This is a genomic window from Leisingera aquaemixtae (assembly GCF_001458395.1).
Lineage (GTDB): Bacteria > Pseudomonadota > Alphaproteobacteria > Rhodobacterales > Rhodobacteraceae > Leisingera > Leisingera aquaemixtae.
Map to the genome: position 1 here is coordinate 187,333 of NZ_CYSR01000021.1, position 18,355 is coordinate 205,687.

The 18,355-nt window shown below is 67.2% G+C and carries 20 protein-coding genes; 9 read left to right on the forward strand and 11 right to left on the reverse strand.

All coding sequences use genetic code 11. The features are described 5' to 3' along the window. Positions 1–144 precede the first annotated feature (144 nt). Entirely contained in the window at positions 145–1,059 is a 915-nt protein-coding gene (locus PHA8399_RS09435; RefSeq protein WP_058285898.1) for a DMT family transporter, read from the forward strand. 3 nt (positions 1,060–1,062) lie between these two features. Here the strand turns inward: PHA8399_RS09435 and PHA8399_RS09440 are convergent, their stop codons facing one another. Further along, positions 1,063–1,728, reverse strand: coding sequence for a thiamine diphosphokinase (locus PHA8399_RS09440; RefSeq protein ID WP_058285899.1), 666 nt, complete (start codon positions 1,726–1,728; stop codon positions 1,063–1,065). Between the two features lie 140 nt (positions 1,729–1,868). Here PHA8399_RS09440 and PHA8399_RS22650 point away from each other — a divergent pair, with 140 nt between their 5' ends. Beyond that, a complete protein-coding gene (locus tag PHA8399_RS22650; protein ID WP_167592834.1) occupies positions 1,869–3,932 on the forward strand; it encodes a chemotaxis protein CheA in 2,064 nt (687 codons plus the stop codon). A gap of 166 nt (positions 3,933–4,098) precedes the next feature. Here PHA8399_RS22650 and PHA8399_RS09450 read toward each other — a convergent pair whose 3' ends face one another. From PHA8399_RS09450 to nthA, 5 genes are all read right to left on the reverse strand, one after another. After that, positions 4,099–4,335: a DUF2842 domain-containing protein gene (locus tag PHA8399_RS09450; protein WP_058285901.1), complete on the reverse strand. Its 237-nt coding sequence runs from the start codon at positions 4,333–4,335 to the stop codon at positions 4,099–4,101. Beyond that, entirely contained in the window at positions 4,335–5,648 is a 1,314-nt protein-coding gene (locus tag PHA8399_RS09455) for an adenylosuccinate synthase (protein WP_058285902.1), read from the reverse strand. Before PHA8399_RS09455 ends, PHA8399_RS09450 begins: the two co-directional genes overlap by 1 nt. Before the next feature lie 685 nt (positions 5,649–6,333). Then, positions 6,334–6,660, reverse strand: coding sequence for a nitrile hydratase accessory protein (locus PHA8399_RS09460; RefSeq protein WP_058285903.1), 327 nt, complete (start codon positions 6,658–6,660; stop codon positions 6,334–6,336). Next, positions 6,657–7,334, reverse strand: coding sequence for a nitrile hydratase subunit beta (gene nthB, locus PHA8399_RS09465; RefSeq protein ID WP_058285904.1), 678 nt, complete (start codon positions 7,332–7,334; stop codon positions 6,657–6,659). Before nthB ends, PHA8399_RS09460 begins: the two co-directional genes overlap by 4 nt. Then, positions 7,331–7,960, reverse strand: a complete 630-nt coding sequence (gene nthA, locus PHA8399_RS09470) for a nitrile hydratase subunit alpha (RefSeq protein WP_058286151.1) — start codon at positions 7,958–7,960, stop codon at positions 7,331–7,333. Before nthA ends, nthB begins: the two co-directional genes overlap by 4 nt. Positions 7,961–8,132: 172 nt before the next feature. Between nthA and secG the strand changes: the two genes are divergently transcribed. Beyond that, positions 8,133–8,498: a preprotein translocase subunit SecG gene (secG, locus tag PHA8399_RS09475; RefSeq protein WP_058285905.1), complete on the forward strand. Its 366-nt coding sequence runs from the start codon at positions 8,133–8,135 to the stop codon at positions 8,496–8,498. A gap of 172 nt (positions 8,499–8,670) precedes the next feature. After that, positions 8,671–10,314, forward strand: coding sequence for a CTP synthase (gene pyrG, locus PHA8399_RS09480; RefSeq protein WP_058285906.1), 1,644 nt, complete (start codon positions 8,671–8,673; stop codon positions 10,312–10,314). 160 nt (positions 10,315–10,474) lie between these two features. On the opposite strand, the gene PHA8399_RS09485 is transcribed toward pyrG, so the two are convergent. Continuing rightward, positions 10,475–10,855, reverse strand: a complete 381-nt coding sequence (locus tag PHA8399_RS09485) for a DUF983 domain-containing protein (RefSeq protein ID WP_058285907.1) — start codon at positions 10,853–10,855, stop codon at positions 10,475–10,477. 146 nt (positions 10,856–11,001) lie between these two features. On the opposite strand from PHA8399_RS09485, the gene PHA8399_RS09490 reads away from it, so the two are divergent. The 3 genes from PHA8399_RS09490 to PHA8399_RS09500 all read left to right on the forward strand — a co-directional run bounded on the left by PHA8399_RS09490 (position 11,002) and on the right by PHA8399_RS09500 (position 13,734). After that, entirely contained in the window at positions 11,002–12,372 is a 1,371-nt protein-coding gene (locus tag PHA8399_RS09490) for an aminotransferase-like domain-containing protein (RefSeq protein ID WP_058285908.1), read from the forward strand. 44 nt (positions 12,373–12,416) lie between these two features. Continuing rightward, complete coding sequence (locus PHA8399_RS09495; RefSeq protein WP_058285909.1) at positions 12,417–12,749, forward strand: DnaJ family domain-containing protein; 333 nt, start codon at positions 12,417–12,419, stop codon at positions 12,747–12,749. A gap of 82 nt (positions 12,750–12,831) precedes the next feature. Then, entirely contained in the window at positions 12,832–13,734 is a 903-nt protein-coding gene (locus tag PHA8399_RS09500) for a fructose bisphosphate aldolase (RefSeq protein ID WP_058285910.1), read from the forward strand. A 115-nt stretch (positions 13,735–13,849) separates the two neighbouring features. On the opposite strand, the gene PHA8399_RS09505 is transcribed toward PHA8399_RS09500, so the two are convergent. The 3 genes from PHA8399_RS09505 to PHA8399_RS09515 form a co-directional block, all read right to left on the reverse strand. Further along, on the reverse strand, positions 13,850–14,125 hold the full coding sequence (locus tag PHA8399_RS09505; protein WP_244270186.1) for a hypothetical protein: 276 nt from the start codon (positions 14,123–14,125) through the stop codon (positions 13,850–13,852). After that, a complete protein-coding gene (locus PHA8399_RS09510; RefSeq protein ID WP_008555795.1) occupies positions 14,122–14,319 on the reverse strand; it encodes a hypothetical protein in 198 nt (65 codons plus the stop codon). The genes PHA8399_RS09505 and PHA8399_RS09510 overlap by 4 nt, the downstream gene beginning before the upstream one ends. 416 nt (positions 14,320–14,735) lie before the next feature. Further along, positions 14,736–15,521 carry a crotonase/enoyl-CoA hydratase family protein gene (locus tag PHA8399_RS09515; protein ID WP_058285912.1) on the reverse strand — a complete coding sequence of 262 codons (786 nt, stop codon included), beginning with the start codon at positions 15,519–15,521 and terminating at the stop codon, positions 14,736–14,738. 143 nt (positions 15,522–15,664) lie between these two features. Here PHA8399_RS09515 and PHA8399_RS09520 point away from each other — a divergent pair, with 143 nt between their 5' ends. After that, positions 15,665–16,777 (forward strand): pyridoxal phosphate-dependent aminotransferase, encoded by a 1,113-nt coding sequence (locus tag PHA8399_RS09520; protein WP_058285913.1) that lies wholly within the window; start codon positions 15,665–15,667, stop codon positions 16,775–16,777. Positions 16,778–16,867: 90 nt separating this feature from the next. Beyond that, on the forward strand, positions 16,868–17,062 hold the full coding sequence (locus PHA8399_RS09525; protein ID WP_058285914.1) for a hypothetical protein: 195 nt from the start codon (positions 16,868–16,870) through the stop codon (positions 17,060–17,062). Between the two features lie 31 nt (positions 17,063–17,093). On the opposite strand, the gene PHA8399_RS09530 is transcribed toward PHA8399_RS09525, so the two are convergent. Further along, positions 17,094–18,302, reverse strand: a complete 1,209-nt coding sequence (locus tag PHA8399_RS09530; protein WP_058285915.1) for a pyridoxal-phosphate-dependent aminotransferase family protein — start codon at positions 18,300–18,302, stop codon at positions 17,094–17,096. Positions 18,303–18,355 lie beyond the last annotated feature (53 nt).

Consider the following 18,355-nt stretch of genomic DNA (forward strand, 5'->3'; position numbering starts at 1 on the left):
CCGGGGGAGTGTTTCAGGCCCGAACGGGCGGAGCCCAAGGCGCGGGCCGTGCCGCTGCGCGACACGCCCCCAAAGGGCGCAACACCACTCCTTTCCCCGCAACTCCAGCTTGCGCCGCAGACCGCGCAGGCCTAGCGTGGCGCCATGACACAGGACCGGCCCCTCCTCGGCATCGCCTTGATGCTGGGCTTCTGCATGGTGATCCCGCTGGGCGACGCCATCGCCAAACTGCTGACCAACCGGGTGCCGGTTGCCCAGATCGTCTTCATCCGCTTTGCCGCCCAGGCCGCGATCCTGCTGCCGCTGGCTCTGGCCCTGCGCCTGCCGCTCAGCCTGTCGCGCCGGGTGGCGCCGCTCCTGTTCCTGCGCACGCTGCTGCAGATGGGCGGCATCGCCGCCATGTTCACCGCCTTCCGCTACCTGCCCCTGGCCGACGCGGTGGCAATTGCCTTCGTGATGCCCTTCCTGATGCTCCTGCTGGGCAAATATGTCCTGCACGAGAACGTCGGCCTGCACCGCCTCGGCGCCTGCGTCGTCGGCTTCACCGGCACTCTGCTGGTCATTCAGCCCAGCTTTGCCGCGGTCGGCTGGAACGCGCTCTGGCCGCTCCTGGTGGCGGTGATCTTTGCCCTCTTCATGCTGATCACCCGCAAGATCGCCAAGGAAACCGACCCGGTTTCCGTTCAGGCGGTGGCCGGCGTCATGGGCACCGTGCTGCTGGCCCCGGTGCTGCTGATCGGCGATGCCGCCGGCGTTGCCGCCCTTTCCACCGCCCTGCCGCCGCAGGACACCTGGGGCCTGCTGGCCGCCGCCGGCGCGCTCGGCACCATCGCGCATCTGCTGATGACCTGGAGCCTGCGGTTCGCCCCCACCTCCACCCTCGCCTCGATGCAATACCTTGAGATCCCGGTGGCCGTGTTCTTCGGCTGGCTGATCTTTGCGGAACTCCCCAATACGCTCGCCGCCTTCGGCATCCTGCTGACCATCACCGCGGGCCTCTATGCGGTGATGCGCGAGCGCAAACCTGACGAAACCGAAGAGCGCATCAACCCCGCCTGAGGCCTAACGGTCCAGCCGCACCGCGCCCAGCACATCCGCCAGCAGCCGCCGCGGCACAATCGCCAACAGGCCCGGCCCCTCCGGCAGCAGCCGCACCGGCCCCAGCGCCCGGTTCGAGGTGCCGATCCGCCCCATTGGCGACATCACCAGCCCCTCGATCGGCCACTCCAGCCCCTCCGACCGCCCTGTCACCTCCTGCATCGGGAACAGCGAAATCACCTCGCCCGCCCGCGCCGGCAGCGCTACCTCATGCGTCAGGTGAAAAATCACCTCCGTTTCGCCAATCAGCACGCACGGGGTGTCATGCCCCTGCACCAGCGTGCTGAACGCCGCCAGCTGGTGATCGACCCGCGCCCCCAGGAACCCGACCGCCAGCACCGCCGGCGCCGCAATCGCGCGCAGCGCCTTGTCGAAATCGGTGCTGTCCTGCTCCGCCACCGGGTGCAGCGCTTCCGGCGGCAGCTGCGCCCGCACCGCTTCGCTCAGCGAGTCGAAATCCCCGATCACCGCCTGCGGCCGGTATCCCGCCGCCAGCGCCGCCGCCGCGCCGCCGTCCGCCGCCACCAGCTTGGGCGCCAGCGCCAGCGCCTCCTCCAGCGCGCCGGTGGCGATTTCGCCGCCGCCAATCAGGGTGATTGGTTCCGGAGCTTCAACAATCAGTCTGTCCATTCGGCATATTCCCGCCTGTTTTGGAAACAGGTCACAATCTGAACACAAAATGATACGATCAATTGCACGGATTCGAGCAAAATTGGTCCTTCCAGCCAATAAGGTGAACGGCAACAGATGTGGCGAAGACGAGCGAGCTGATGGTACACAATAACAAAGTCTTGACGGTATCCTATGGAACCTTTTCCTGCACATTGGAAGGGTTCGAGGACTCCTTCGGCACGATGAAGGCCATCGCCGAGTATTTCCGCGACCTGGCCGCCGACGACCGGTACTTCGGCGCCGAGCCGCCGCAGCCCGATGCCGACATGCTGGCCCGCATCGCCCAGCGCGAGATCGCCCGCCAGGTCGAGGCCCGCACCAGCGAAAGCGGCATCCACCTGCGCGCCGCCACCCCGGCGCTTGGCGCCGCCCCGGCGCCCGCGGCGGCTCCGGTTGAGGAGCCGGTTGCGGAACAGCCCGCTCCTGCCCCGGCAGAAGACCCGGCCGCCGAAGTTGAAACTGAAACTCCCGTAAGCGCCACCGCAGAAGCAGCGGCCACCCCGGCCTCCGCAGCGGAAACCGCTGAACCGGAGGCTGAGACCGAAGCGGCGCACTCCGCCGAAGCCGAAGCCGAAGCCGAAGCCGAAGCCGAAGCCGAAGCCGAAGCCGAAGAAACCATCGCCGCGGCCCTCGAAGACGCAAGCGCCGCCCCGCAGCTGGAGCAGCCTGCTGACACTCCCTCGGTCGAGCTGCTGGAAATCAGCGAATCCGCCCCTGAGGACGTCTCTGAAGCCGAAGCAGAGGACACCGCCCCGGCGCCGCACCAGCCCTTGGAACCGGCCGCCGACAGCATCGCGGCCAAGCTGCAGCGCATCCGCGCCGTAGTGGCCCAGGCGCCCGAAGAGGACTTCAGCGAAGACGAGCATGCCGACGACGTGCTGGAAAACGCCGCCGAGGAGATCGCCAGCGCACTGATGGAGGACGACGACAGCGGCGCCCCCGATTTCGATGACGAGGGCGACGACGAAATCGCCCGCACCCTGGACCGCCTGGACCTGGGCCGCGCAGCGGCACAGCAGCCGGACACCGCCGCGCAGACCCGCGCCGAAGAGGCTGAAGAGGCCGCTGAAGATACCCCTGACGGCAGCCTGTTCGCGGACCTCGACGGCGACACCGCAGCAGACCAGGACGACCAAGATGCAGCTGCCAGCCTGCCGGCAGAGGATGACGCCGGTGAGGCGCCCGCCCCGGCCCCTGCGCCGCGCGTGCGCATCACCAAGGTCAAGCGCAGCGATTTCGACAAGGCCCTCGCCTCCGGACGCCTGCAGGACACCGGCAGCCGCTCGCAGCCGGACCCCGCTCCGCCGGCCCTGTCAGAGGAGGACGAAGCCGACCTGATGCGCGAACTGGCCGAGGTGGAGGCGGAAATCCTGGCCGCATCGGACCGGCCCGATGACTCCGGTGCCACCGCCGCCAGCGATGACAGCGATGACAGCAGCACCGCGGCGCCTGCCGCCGCGCAGGCCGCAGCCTCCCGCCTGGCAGACAGCGATGTCAGCCGCCTGATGGCCGCCGCGGATGAAAAGCTCGAAGACCCCGAATCGGCGTCCTCGCGCGAGGCCTACAGCCATCTGCGCGCCGCCGTAGCCGCGACCAAGGCCGGCCCGGCAGGCGGCACCGGCGACAGCGACGACGCGCAAGCCTACCGCGAGGATCTGGCCAGCGTGGTGCGCCCGCGCCGCCCGGGCAGCCGCCAGGCAAGCTCCGAGCGTCCGCCCGCCCCGGCATCCCGCCCGGCGCCGCTGAAACTGGTTGCGGCCCAGCGCATCGACCCGGGCGCGGCCGCGGGCCAGTCTGCGGGTCAGGCCGCGGGTCAGCCGGTGCGCCCGCGCCGGGTCTCGGCCGCGGTTCTGGGCGAGCAGCCCGAAACCGGCGGCAGCGGCTTTGCCGCCTACGCCGAAGAACGCGGCGCCGCCGAACTGCATGAGCTGCTGGAGGCCGCCGCCGCCTACATGAGCTTCGTCGAGGGCCGCGATCACTTCTCGCGCCCGCAGCTGATGAACAAGGTGCGCAGCGCCGGCAGCAGCGACTTCAACCGCGAAGACGGGCTGCGCTCCTTCGGCCAGCTGCTGCGCGACGGCAAGATCGAACGCTCCGGCAACGGCCAGTTCACCGCCTCCGGCGACATCGGCTTCAAACCCGGAAAACGCGCCGCGGGCTGACCCCTGGCCAGACAAACAAAAAGGCGGCCCTGCAAGGCCGCCTTTTTCCGTTTCCAAAGCCCTGCGGGCTTCATCTTTCCAGAAATACTCCAGGGTGAATTGGCCGCGAGGCCAAGAGGGGCAGCGCCCCTCCTAATATCAAACCTGCGGGGCAGCGCCCCTCCCCTTACTGGTCCTCAGCGTCCGGGTCTGCCTGACCCACGCCGCGGAACACGAACTTGAACGGCAGCACCCAGACGATGCCGAGGCCCACATAGACGATCAGTTCCAGCCACAGCGGCGGACGGTCCAGCCAGTTCATCACCGTGACCGCGGCCACGATATAGACCGGCATCCCGACCAGCAGGATGATCAAAGCCCAGCGCCGCCGGGCCTTGTAGCTCAGGCCTTGCTTCTCAGCCATCAGTCAGCGAACGGGTCGGTCACCAGGATGGTGTCGTCCCGCTCCGGGCTGGTGGAGAGCAGCGCGACCGGGCATTCGATCAGCTCTTCCACGCGCTTCACGTATTTGATCGCATTGGCGGGCAGGTCGTTCCAGCTGCGCGCGCCTTCGGTCGACTCGCTCCAGCCCGGCATTTCCTCATAGATGGGGGTGCAGCGGGCCTGCTGATCCGCAGCGGTCGGCAGGTAGTCCAGACGTTCGCCGTCCAGCTCATAGCCCACACAGATCTTCAGCGTCTCGAAGCCGTCCAGCACATCCAGCTTGGTCAGCGAAATGCCGTTGATGCCGGAGGTGGCGCAGGTCTGGCGCACCAGGCAGGCATCAAACCAGCCGCAGCGGCGCTGGCGGCCGGTGGTGGTGCCGAACTCATGGCCGCGGGTGCCCAGACGCTCGCCATCCGCATCCGGGGTGCCGTCTTCCTTCAGCAGCTCGGTCGGGAACGGCCCTTCACCGACGCGGGTGGTATAGGCCTTCACGATGCCCAGCACATAGTCGATCGAACCCGGACCGATGCCGACACCGGTCGCCGCCTGGCCCGCAATCACGTTGGAGGAGGTCACAAACGGGTAAGTGCCGAAATCAATGTCCAGGAGCGCGCCTTGCGCGCCTTCGAACAGGATCCGCTTGCCCGCCTTGCGCTTCTCGTTCAGCACCTTCCAGACCGGTGCCGCAAAGGGCAGGATCTGCGGCGCGATCTCTTTCAGCTGGGCGATCAGCGCATCGCGGTCCACCGGATCGACGCCCAGGCCCTTGCGCAGCGGATCGTGATGCTGCAGCGCCCGGTCGACGCGGGCAATCAGGGTCGCCTCATCGGCCAGGTCGGCAACCCGGATCGCGCGGCGGCCCACCTTGTCCTCATAGGCCGGGCCGATGCCGCGGCCGGTGGTGCCGATCTTGGTGCCTTTCGACGCCGCTTCCTCGCGCGCCCGGTCCAGCTCGCCATGCAGCGGCAGGATCAGCGGCGTGTTCTCAGCGATCATCAGGGTCTCCGGGGTGATCTCCACGCCCTGCGCCTGAACGGTCGCGATTTCCTTGATCAGATGCCAGGGATCCAGCACCACGCCATTGCCGATGACGCTGAGCTTGCCACCGCGCACCACGCCCGAGGGCAGCGCGTGCAGCTTGTAGACCTTGCCGTCAATGACCAGCGTGTGGCCGGCGTTATGGCCGCCCTGGAAGCGGGCGATCACGTCAGCGCGCTCGCTCAGCCAGTCCACGATCTTGCCTTTCCCTTCGTCGCCCCACTGGGCGCCGACTACGACGACATTGGCCATATCCGGTCCTTTACAGTCTGGTTCAAACCCACGCTCATATAGCGATGCTGCGCAGGCAGTGGAACCGGAAATTCGCCGCAGGAGATGGCTTGGCCAAGGTTTTCGCCCCGATCACCAAGGGCTGCGCCTGCCTGGGCAGGCGCGACTGCCCCTGCCTGTTACTGATTCCCCAAGAACACAGCGCCAACCTCAGGGCGCGTGCCTGCCCGCGGGGTGGCGCTGCTAGGGCTGTGCATGGCAGTTTATCCCGGCACCGTCCGTACAAGCTAACGCGAGAGCACTGCCCCCTCCAAAGCGCCAGCCCGGTGGGGCGGGCAGGCGCACGCCCGCAGGGTGTTGCGCCGCCGCCGTACGCTCCCTTCACCTGATCCTCACGCCCCTCTGCCAGACTGCCTCCTGATCGCGATCCCCCGCCATGGCTCCGCGCATGGGCCATGATACGAGGCGCAGGCATCTGTGCGGCTGCCTGCGCGACACCCGGAGACCGGCCCTGATAAAAAGGGGGTCGTCCAGGAAATCCTGTCCGAGCAGGCTCCCCGTGGGGTCTGTCCACCTCCACCCGGCGGCGCCGCCCCCTTAATTGGGACACAGGCACAGCGGAACGGCAAAAAGGACACAGGACGAAACAAGAGAAAACCGCCCAGGCCGCCCCGGCCCCGGCGGCCAAAGCCGCGCGCGCTCAGCCCTACAGCTTCACCGGCGCGCCATGCGGCGTCGACAGATAGGCCTCCTCCCAGCGGCTGCGCATCACTTCGGCCTCAGCGCGCGACGCGGCCCCCTGCTCCGCCAGGAACATCTCCAGCGTTTCCAGCCAGGCACGGAAGTAATCCTCGCCGCCATCCAGCTCGCGGCTCAGGCCGTGGCGCTTCAGCGTCGCGGAAAACCGCTCCACCCAGTCGGCCCAGCTGAACCGCCCGGCCTCATTCAGATGCACGGTCAGCGCAAAGACCTGCGCGTGCCAGGGTTCGGCAAAGACAGGCTCCGGCGCGGCAACCTCGGGACAGATACTCATAGCGGCTCCAGATAGCTCTGCCACAGGTCCAGCACCACCTCGTCCTCCGGGTGCTCGGGATGCGCCCACAAAGCGCTGGCATGAAACCGCACCGCATAAAGCGGCTCCGGCGCCTCGCCCAGCCCATGCGCACTGCTGTCGGGGAAGACATGCGTGCCATGCAGCCGCAGGATATAACCCTGCGCCCCGGCGGCATAGGCAGGCAGCCGGGTGTGGCCGCCATCCACCAGCGCGTTATCCGCCGGTATCCGCGCCCGCACCGCCTGCCCGGGCGAGAACCGCGGCAGCGGCCCGCCCTCCCGGTCCGCCGGGCCGCCCTTGGCCAGCACCCCGGCAACATTCTCCGCCTTCAAGGCCCGCTCCGCCAGCTTATGCAGACCGGCGGCGCCCTTGCCCTCCAGATCCGCGCGCGTCAGCACGCCCTTCTCCACCAGCAGATCCGCCAGCGCCGCGATCCATTTCTCGTAATAGGAAAAGCGGGCGTAATCTTTGGGCGACAGCTTCTCGCGCGCATGGCGCGAGGTGTCGATGTTCCACTGGCCCAGCGCGCCGCAGGCCAGCGTCACCGCCAGGGCACGCGCGTGCCAGTCCTCGGCAAAGACCGGCGCGTCCTCCGCCTCGGGCGCCACCGGACCGTCGCCGAATCGCCCGCCCATGTCATGCACCCGGGTCATGCCAGCGCCTCCCCCGGCACCTTGGCCAGGCCGGTGCCGATCATGCTGTCGCGGGTGACCAGCGCCGCCAGCTCCTCCTCGCCCAGGCTCTCCGAGCCTTCGGGCCGCGCCGGCAGCACAAGATAGCGGACCTCGGCGGTCGAATCCCAGACCCGCACCGCGCAGCTCTCCGGCAGCGTCACCCCGAACTCCGCCAGCACCTTGCGCGGCTCGCGCACCGCGCGGGCGCGGTAGGCGTCGGATTTGTACCAGCCCGGCGGAATGCCCAGCAAAGGCCACGGGTAGCAGCTGCATAAGGTGCACACGACCATATTGTGCTGCTGCGCTGTGTTCTCCACCACCACCATGTGCTCACCCTGGCGGCCGTAAAGCCCAAGCTCCGCCAGAACCGGATCGGCATCCGCCAAAAGCGCCGCCTTGAAATCCGGATCGCTCCAGGCGCGGGCCACCACCCGGGCGCCGTTTTGCGGGCCGATGCGGTTCTGGTAGGTGTCGATGATCTCCTCCAGCGCGGCGGGGTCGATCAGGCCTTTCTCGGTGAGAATCGTCTCCAGCGCCTTGACCCGCAAGGCAGGGTCTGGCGGCAGGAGGGCGTGCGGGTGGTCGTCGTGATGATCATGAGGCATGAAAAAACTCTGCCCCGCGCCAAGGGCCTGCGTCCAGCCGCAAAACATTGGCGCGGCCGCCTCTGACTGCACGTCACAGCTGCTGCCCGGCATCAGGCAAACTCCGCCCTTGCCCCCCCGGGCAATCTTGCCTATTTACCGCCCGATACTCAGCCAACCGCCGCAGGGACCCATGGAAAACGTTGTTCTCATCATCCATCTTCTTCTGGCTCTCGGCCTTATTGCCGTGGTGCTGCTGCAGCGCTCCGAAGGCGGCGGTCTGGGCATGGGCGGCGGCGGCGGCGGCGCCATCTCGGGCCGTGCGGCGGCCACGGCGCTTGGCAAGGTGACCTGGCTGCTGGCGATTGCCTTCATCTGCACCTCGATCACCCTGACCATCATGGCGGCGCAGAAATCCGCAGGCTCCTCGGTCACCGACCGGCTGGCGGCGCCGCAGTCCGAAGACAGCAGCGCACCAGCAGTGCCGGCACCGCTGGGCAGCGACCTGCTGCCGCCCAGCGAAGGCGACAACGCGCCGCTGGTTCCCAGCGCCGACTAACCTACTACACCTTGAGAGGGTTATAGGAACCGCAACAGCATCTTGCGGTTCCCTTGCGCATTTCGTGCGAATCCTTTATATATGAAGTCCCGTGATGCTGCGGTTTTTGGAATGATTCCGATCACCGCCGGGCAGCTGAAATCTGACTTCTCACGGGGGCAGCCGAACACATATGGCGCGTTTCATCTTTATCACTGGCGGTGTTGTTTCATCCCTGGGCAAAGGCCTGGCTTCGGCAGCACTGGGGGCACTTCTGCAGGCCCGCGGATACTCCGTCCGCCTGCGCAAGCTGGACCCCTATCTGAACGTCGATCCGGGCACCATGAGCCCGTTTGAGCACGGCGAGGTCTTCGTCACCGACGACGGTGCCGAGACCGATCTGGACCTCGGCCATTACGAGCGCTTCACCGGCGTGCCCGCCCGCAAGACCGACTCGATCTCGTCGGGCCGGATCTACACCAACGTGCTGGAGAAGGAGCGCCGCGGCGACTACCTCGGCAAGACCATCCAGGTCATTCCGCACGTCACCAACGAAATCAAGGACTTCATCTCCATCGGCGAGGATGAGGTCGATTTCATGCTCTGCGAGATCGGCGGCACCGTCGGCGACATCGAGGGCCTGCCCTTCTTCGAGGCGATCCGCCAGTTCGCCCAGGACAAGCCGCGCGGCGAGTGCATCTTCATGCACCTTACCCTGCTGCCCTACATCAAGGCCTCCGGCGAGCTGAAGACCAAGCCGACCCAGCACTCCGTGAAGGAGCTGCGCTCCATCGGCCTGGCGCCGGACATCCTGGTCTGCCGCTCCGAAGGCCCGATCCCGAAGAAAGAGCGCGAGAAGCTGGCGCTGTTCTGCAACGTGCGCCCGGATTCGGTGATTGCCGCGCAGGACCTCAAATCCATCTACGAAGCACCGCTGGCCTATCACCGCGAGGGCATGGACCAGGCAGTGCTGGACGCCTTTGGCATTGCCCCCGCCCCCAAGCCGAACCTGGAGCGCTGGGAAGATGTGGCCGACCGCATCTACAACCCCGAGGGCGAAGTGCGGGTGGCCATCGTCGGCAAATACACCCAGCTGGAAGACGCCTATAAATCCATCGCCGAGGCGCTGACCCACGGCGGCATGTCGAACCGGGTCAAGGTGCGGATCGAATGGGTCGATGCGGAGCTGTTTGACAAGGAAGACGCCGCCCCGCACCTGCAGGGCTTCCACGCGATCCTGGTGCCCGGCGGCTTTGGCGAGCGCGGCACCGAGGGCAAGATCAAGGCAGCCCAGTACGCGCGCGAAAACAAGGTGCCGTACCTCGGCATCTGCCTCGGCATGCAGATGGCGGTGATCGAAGCCGCGCGCAACGTGGCAGGCATTGCCGAGGCGGGGTCGGAAGAGTTCGACCACGAGGCTGGCAAGAAGCGCTTTGAACCCGTTGTCTACCACCTCAAGGAATGGGTGCAGGGCAATATGACGGTCGAGCGCAAAGTGGGCGACGACAAAGGCGGCACCATGCGCCTGGGCGCCTATGACGCGACCCTGGCCGAAGGCTCCAAGGTGGCCGAGGTCTATGGCAGCACCCATATCGAGGAGCGCCACCGCCACCGGTATGAGGTCGACACCAAATACCGCGAGCAGCTGGAAAAATGCGGCCTCACCTTCTCCGGCATGTCGCCGGACGGCCGCCTGCCGGAAATCGTGGAGTGGACAGACCACCCGTGGTTCATCGGCGTGCAGTTCCACCCGGAGCTGAAATCCAAACCCTTTGCGCCGCACCCGCTGTTCGACGGTTTCGTGCGCGCCGCGAAAGAGGCGTCGCGGCTGGTCTGAGGGATCGCGCGGCAGGCGGAATTCTCCCGCCCGTCGCCTGCGCATGGCACATGCGCGGCTCCCGTTGGGCCCAGCGCCGCCAAGGCGGCGCTGGGAGAAAGCAGAAAAAGGCGGGCCGCTGGCCCGCCTTTTGCATTTTGATTGATTGAAGGCGGGCGGCTCAGAAGCCGTGCATCCGCTTGGCCCATTGATAGGCCACCACCAGCCCCTTCATCCGCGGCAGCATGATCAGCGAGGCCCCGACGGTGATCACCGACATGATGATCGCCAGCGTCCAGGGGTCCGGGCGCAGCTGGGTGTAGACGATGTGCAGCGCAAAGCCGAGGATGTGGCCGACCACCAGAATGGTCAGATAGGCCGGGCCGTCATCAGCGCGCTGGTGGTGCAGCTCCTGGCCGCACTCGGTGCAGCTGTCGTTCACCTTCAGGTAGCTGTGCAGCAGCTTGCCGCCGCCGCAGTTCGGGCAGCGCAGCTGCACCCCCTTCAGCAAGGCGGGCTTCAGCTCCCGCGGCTCCTGTTCGGCTAGATCAATCCCGGTCATCGCGGCGTCTCCTTGGGTTTGCCGCCTGATACCGCGATTCCGCAATTGAATGCAAACAATATGCAATCATTGATATTGCATTTAATGCCATACTGATGCATTGAACCAATCATTCACGACACAAAACGGCCCCAGGAGGCACCGCGATGAAACAATGGACCCCTGCCCGGCTGGACAGCGGCAAGCCCCGCTATCTGGAAATCGCCGAGGCGATCGGGGCCGACATCGAGGCAGGCGTGCTGGAACCCGGCGACCGGCTGCCGCCGCAGCGCCGGGTGGCGCAGGATACGGGGCTGGATTTCTCCACTGTGTCAAGGGGATACGCCGAAGCGGTGCGGCGCGGCTATATCGAGAGCTTTGTCGGCCGCGGCACCTTTGTGCGCGCCGCCGAGGCCCTGGCCGGGCGCCCCGATCCGCGCCGGGCACTGGAAGAAGACCCGATGATGAACATGCCGCCGGAGCCGGACGACCCGGCCCTGCTCGCCCGGATGCAGGAGGGGCTGCAGCATGTTTCGGCCAGCCTCCTGCCATTGTTGCGCTATCAGTCGGTGACCGGCAGCCCGCAGGACCGCGCCATCGCGGCGGCGTGGATGCAGGCCAACGGCCTGCCCTGCGCACCGGAGCGGCTGGTGATCACGCCGGGCGCCCATGCCAGCATCTATGCGATTCTGACGGTGCTGTGCGAACCGGGCTCCACCGTGCTGTGCGAAGATGTGACCTATCCCGGGCTGCGCTCGATTGCGGCGCGGCTGGGCCTCCGGCTTGTCGGGCTGGCGGGCGACAAGGACGGCATCCGGCCGGAGGCCCTGGCCAAGGCGATCCAGGACCACTGGCCCGCGGCGCTGTACCTCAATCCGACGCTGCAGAACCCGACCACCCGGACCATGCCCGCCAAGCGGCGGCAGGAGGTCGCGGCGGTGCTGCAAGCCCATGACCTGCCGCTGATCGAGGATGACGCCTACTGCTTTGTCGACAATGGCGCGCCGCAGCCGGTCAGCAGCCTGATTCCCAGCCTTGGCTGGCATATCGCGGGGATTTCCAAGTGCTTTGGCGCCGGGCTGCGGCTGGCCTACACCACGGTGCCGGAGCGCGCCGCGCCGGGGCAGTTCAGCCAGGCGCTGCGCGCGATGCATGTGATGGTCTCGCCCTTGAACCTGGCGCTGCTGGGCCGCTGGATCGAGGACGGCACCGCGGCGGCGATCCAGAAATCGCTCCGCAAGGCGGCCGCGGAACGGCAGGCGCTGGCGGGGGAGGTGCTGAAGGACTGCTTTACGCAAAGCGATCCGCTGGCCTTCAACCTGTGGCTGACCCTGCCCCGCGGCACCAGCCGGGCCGAGCTGATGGGCCGCATGGCGGGCCGCCAGATCGGCATCATGCCCAGCGATGCCTTCACCGTGTCGGGCGTGCCGGAGGAAGCCGTGCGGGTGTGCCTGGGCGGCCCGATCGGCCTGGAGCAGCTGCGCGCGGACCTGATGGCGCTGAATGATGCGGTCACCCGCAAAGACTGGCTGGGATGAGCCGCGGCTGGTAAGCTTGCGCCGTACCCGCAACGAGGTTCCGCATGATCCGCGCCTTCCGCAACCTGATCGAACGGCAGCTGGCCAAAGCCCAGGCCGAAGGGCAGTTTCAGGGCCTGGAAGGCGAAGGCAAGCCGCTGCCCGACCGCAGCGGCGAGGCGCATCTGGATGCGGGTTTGGCGGCGGGGTTGCGGATCATGGCCGAGGCCGGCGTGGTGCCGGAGGAGTTCCGGCTGCAGGCGGACCTGGACGCGGCGCGCAAGGATTATACCGCGCTGACGGACCCGCAGGCGCGCCGGGCGGCGATGGCGCGGATCTCCGATCTGGAAATGCGCTGCAACATGGCGCGGGATGCGCGGAAATCCTTCTTCCGTTAGCGCAACACCCCGTTGTTTCCGGCGCAATTCACGCTATAGACAGCGCCAAGACATCACACCATCCGCAAGAGAGTGAGGCATTATGGCCAAAGACGCTTCCGTACAGCAGGAACAACTCGACCGCATCGCCAACGGCAAGGGCTTTATCGCCGCGCTGGACCAGTCGGGCGGCTCCACCCCGAAGGCGCTGAAGCTTTATGGCGTGAACGAGGACGCCTATTCGAACGACGGCGAGATGTTCGCCGAGATCCACAAGATGCGCACCCGCATCATCACCTCGCCGAGCTTCACCAAGGAGCGCATCCTGGGCGCGATCCTGTTTGAAAAGACCATGGACGGCGAGATCGAGGGCAAGCCGACGGCCGAGTACCTGTGGGACAACTGCGGCGTGGTGCCGTTCCTGAAGGTCGACAAGGGCCTGGCGGACGAGGAAAACGGCGTGCAGATGATGAAGCCGATGCCGGAACTGGACGCGCTGCTGGCGCGCGCCAGCGATAAAGGCATCTTCGGCACCAAGATGCGCTCTGTCATCAAGGACGCCAATGCCGAGGGCATCAAGGCGGTTGTCGCGCAGCAGTTCGAAGTGGGCCAGCAGATCGTTGCGGCCGGCCTGGTGCCGATCATCGAGCCGGAAGTGGACATCAACTCCGCCACCAAGGCAGAAGCCGAGGAGCTGCTGAAGGTGGAGATCAAGGCGCAGCTGGACGCGCTGCCGTCCGATGCCAAGGTGGCGCTGAAGCTGACCATCCCGTCCAAGGCGGGCCTCTATGATGAGCTGGCGGACCACGCCAATGTGGTGCGGGTTGTGGCGCTGTCGGGTGGCTACACCACCGATGACGCCTGCGCGCGCCTGGCGCAGAACCCCAAGATGATCGCCTCCTTCAGCCGCGCCCTGACCGAGGGCCTGAACGTGGCTATGAGCGATGAAGACTATGACGCCGCGCTTGGCGCCAATATCTCCAAGATCTACGACGCATCGCTGTAATCCGGCTGGTTCCGGACATGGCAAGGGCCGCGCCTGCTGAGGCTGCGGCCCTTTTTTTGTGCTGGCTGGCGGGCGGGCCGCCGGGCCGGTGCGCGCCCCGGGGTCAGGCGGCAGATCAGACCCCGGAGCGCCCGGCGCAGCAGACCGCCAGCACCAGCCCGGCACCGCTGAGGAAGGGCAGCCAGAAGTAGCGCAGCGCCGCCAGGGTGAACCAGCCGGGCTGCGCCTCCGGCGCCTGGCCGGCCCCGCCGAGCCAGACCCAGAACACCAGCGCCGCGGCGGAGATCAGAACCCCGCTGAAGGCGAGCAGCCAGCGGGCGGAACTAGGCATCCGCGCCTCTGCCGCGGTGTGCCGCTCCGCTATCCGGCTGGCTGCAAGCCATCCGCTCACGCCGCTTCGGTCAGCGACGGGCGCAGGCCAGTGCAGCTGACCCGGTTTTCGTTTGAGGCCAGATAGCGCTGCGCCTCCTCTCGGTTGCCGAAGCTCAGGGCCTCGTCATAGAAATATGTGATCCTGTCCCCGGTCCGGGACAGCAAGGCGCCGCTCTCAAACAAAATAAACCACTTCTTACGCACCAGATGCATCAGCCTCACTCCTTTCTGAAGCCCGGCCCAGGGCGGTCTCAGCCTGGCCGGTTCCACTGCAGTTCCAGAGGGTGCGCGCAGCCGTCCGGGTCCCCCGCTGTCCGTCTGCCAGGTGCTGGATCTGCCCCTGTTGCGCCCTCTTGAAGTCAGGTTTTGCGCCCAGAGGTTGCCAAAAGGTTAACGTGTCTTTCTGCTGGTTTTACGCGGCATTATTCTGCCGGCAGGCGGCGGTTTCCCGCTTGCGTCGGCGGGTTTACGTAAAATTTGGCAAAAACCCGCCGTTGCAGTTTCCGAGGTTGCTTTTTCAGCAAAAACGCCCCTGCCGGGCGCTGCCGCCCCGCCCGGCGGGACGGGGTTTTTCCGGGCCGGGGAACGCGGCCGGCGCGGGGCGTTTGCCGCGCCGGACCGGCCTGCCCTCAGCGGAAGTTCGGCGGCCTTTTCTGCAGCTGGGCGGTGACCGCCTCCATCTGGTCGGGCTTGCCAATCAGCGCCAGCTGTTCGGCGCTTTCGGCCAGCAGCACCTCGGCCTGGGAGGCGCCGCTTTCGGCCTGGGCAATCAGCCGCTTGGCGGCGCGGATCGCGGAGGGGCTTTGCGCGGCGATGGTAGCGGCCAGTTCAGAGGCGCGCGACAGCGGGTTGCCGGCCAGCTCTGTCACCAGGCCCCAGTCCAGCGCCTGCTGCGCTTCGATCTTTTCCGCCGTGTAAGTCAGGCGGCGCAGCACGTCGGAGCGCACCAGCCGCGGCAGCAGCGCCATGCCGCCCATATCGGGGATCAGCCCCCATTTCATCTCCATCACCGACAGCTTTGCCTCGGGGTGGGCGATGCGGATATCGGCGCCCAGCGCGATCTGCAGCCCGCCGCCGAAACAGGCGCCATGCACCGCGGCGATCACCGGCACCGGCACCCGCCGCCAGACCATGGCCACCTCCTGAAAGGCATTGGCGTCGTGGTGGGTGCGGTCCATCACAAAGCTGTCGAGGTCGCGCTGCGCCAGCACGGCGAAGCTGGCCATGTCGAGCCCGGCGCAGAAGCTTTTGCCGGCACCCGACAGCACCACCGCGCGGGCGTCCGAGGCGGCCACTTCCTGCCCGGCGGCGATGATCGCCTGCACCATCTCCTCGTCCAGCGCGTTGTGCTTGTCCGGCCGGGCAAGCGTGACATAGGCAATGTGGTCCTTGTAGCCGGTGGTAACTCTGGCCATGGTCTTCTCCCCGCTGAAAATTCCCGGCCAGCCTGCCCCGGAAGCAAGGCTGTTTCCAGTGCAACGTCGGGGCAGGCAGACGCGGGGCGCGGCGCTGCGCGGCAGGCCTTGCCGCGCGCCGCCGCTTGGGGTTATCTGCCGCCATGACTGGCCCCCGTTACACCCCGCTTGCCCTCTCCCTGCCCGCCACCGTGCCCTTTGTCGGGCCCGAAACCCAAGAGCGCGCGCGCGGCGTGCCCTTTGCTGCGCGGCTGGGGGCGAATGAAAACATCTTCGGCCCTTCGCCCAGGACGGTTGAGGCGATGGCGCAGGCCGCCGCGGAGATCTGGAAATACGGCGATGCCGAGAACCATGACCTGCGCCAGGCGCTGGCGGCGCATCACGGGGTGCGGCCGGACAACATCATGGTTGGCGAAGGCATCGACGGCCTGCTTGGCTGCCTGGTGCGGCTGCTGATCGGCCAGGGCGATGCGGTGGTGACCTCGCTGGGGGCCTATCCCACATTCAATTACCATGTGTCTGGCTTTGGCGGGGTGATTCACACGGTGCCCTACAAGGACGACCGCGAGGATTACGGCGCGCTGTTTGCCAAGGCGGCGGAGACGGACGCCAAGATCGTCTATCTTGCCAACCCCGACAACCCGATGGGCAGCTGGCACAAGGGGGCAGACATTGCCGCGGCGCTGGACACGCTGCCCGCGGGCTGTTTGCTGCTGCTGGACGAGGCCTATGTGGAATGCGCGCCCGAGGGCACCGCGGCCCCCATCAGCGCCGATGATGCGCGGGTGATCCGGATGCGCACGTTTTCCAAGGCCTACGGCATGGCCGGGGCGCGGGCGGGATATGCGCTGGGGCATCCGGAGCTGATCTCTGCCTTCAACAAGGTGCGCAACCATTTCGGCATGAACCGGGCGGCGCAGGCGGGCGCGCTGGCGGCCTTGCAGGATCAGGCGTGGCTGGCGCAGGTGACGGCGCAGATCGCGGACGCGCGGGCGCGGATTGCGGAGATTGCCGCGCAGAACGGCCTCAGCGCCCTGCCCTCGGCCGCCAATTTCGTGGCGATCGACTGCGGCCGGGACGGCGCCTTTGCCAAGGCGGTGCTGGACGCGCTGGTGGATCAGGGGATCTTTGTGCGGATGCCCTTTGCCGCGCCGCAGAACCGCTGCATCCGCGTGAGCTGCGGGCCGGAGGCGGAGCTGGCCGCCTTTGCCGCCGCGCTGCCACGGGCGCTGGAGGCCGCGCGAGGGGCTGGCTGAAACCTGCCGGCCGCCGCCGGATCGCGGCGGTTTTACCGGACATTCACCACTCCTGTACTACCATTTTACAGTAGTACCTGGAGATAAGTCATGCGTGACCACGAACTGCCGGACGGCATGCCGGATTTCTTCACTGCCGCGATCACTTTTACCGGAATCAACCTCATGTGGATCTTCTTTGTGATCTGGGTGATGTACGGGCTGGTTCCCGTGCTGGTGGTGGCGGTGCTGATCAACCATTTCATCACCAGGCTGGACATCCGGCTGAATTCGCAAAAGGCGTGACGCCGCCTTTTGCCCGCGCCCGGGCGGAGGCCTAGACGCCCGCGAGCGCGGTTGCCGCGGCCTCCAGAGCGCCGTCCCCGTGCGGGATGTCCAGCGCCTTGAGACCGGTTTCGATGCCGCCCAGAAGGCCCATGATCATATGGCCGTTGACGTGGCCCATGTGGCCAAGCCGGAAGAAGCCGTGCCATTCCGGGCTGCGCGGCGGCGCCATGCCCAGGCCGATGCCAAGGGTGAGGCCCAGATTCTGCTCCAGCCACATCCGCAGCTCGGTTCCCAGCGGCGATCCGATGTGCAGCGCGGTGACCGCGTGGGAGCGCAGGGCGCGGTCCGGCACGTTCATCTTCAGCGGGCCGTCCCGGCCCCAGGCCTCGCAAGCGGCCCAGATGGCGCGGGCCAGACGGGCGTGGCGGGCCCAGACCGCCTCTATCCCCTCGGCGTGGATCATGTCCAGCGCGGCGCGCAGGCCGTAAAGGTGATGGGTGGGCGCGGTGCCGCCGAAATACTGATAGAACTCTTCCGGGTTGGCGCGCGGCTCCCAGTCCCAGTAGCGGCTGATCCGCGGCAGCGCCCGGCGCGCCTCGGCGGCGCGGGCGTTGAAGAACACAAAGCCCATGCCCGCAGGCACCATCAGCCCCTTCTGGCAGGCGGTGACCATCACGTCCACGCCCCACCCGTCCATCTCGAACCGGTCGCAGCCGAGCGAGGCGATGCAGTCGGCCATCAGCAGTGCCGGGTGGCCCGCATCATCCAGCGCCCGGCGCAGGGCGGCGACATCGTTGCGGATCGAGCTGGAGGTGTCCACATGCACGCCCAGCACCGCCTTGATGCGGTGGCCGGTGTCGGCGGCCAGCGCCGCGGCGATCCGGTCCATGTCCCAGGGCGCGTGATTGCCGAAGTCCAGGATCTCGGTCTCAATGCCCAGGCCTTGCGCCATTTCCGCCCAGCCGATGGCAAAGCGGCCCGACGAGGGCACCAGCACCCTGTCGCCCGGCTGCAAGGTGTTTTGCAGCGCGGCCTCCCAGGCGCCGTGACCGTTGGAGATGTAGATCGCAACCTGGTGCTGCGTGCGCGCCACCCGGCGCAGGTCCGGAATCAGGGCGGCGGTCATCTCCACCAGCTCGCCCGCGTAGATATTGGGAGAGGCCCGGTGCATCGCCTGCAGCACCTGGTCCGGAATGACCGAAGGCCCGGGGATGGCAAGGTAAGACCGGCCTGCCGACACGTTCACTGATCCGCTCATTTCTGGTGTTCCTTGCAGCGCGGAGGACGCCCCTGCCCGCCGCGGTTGATCTG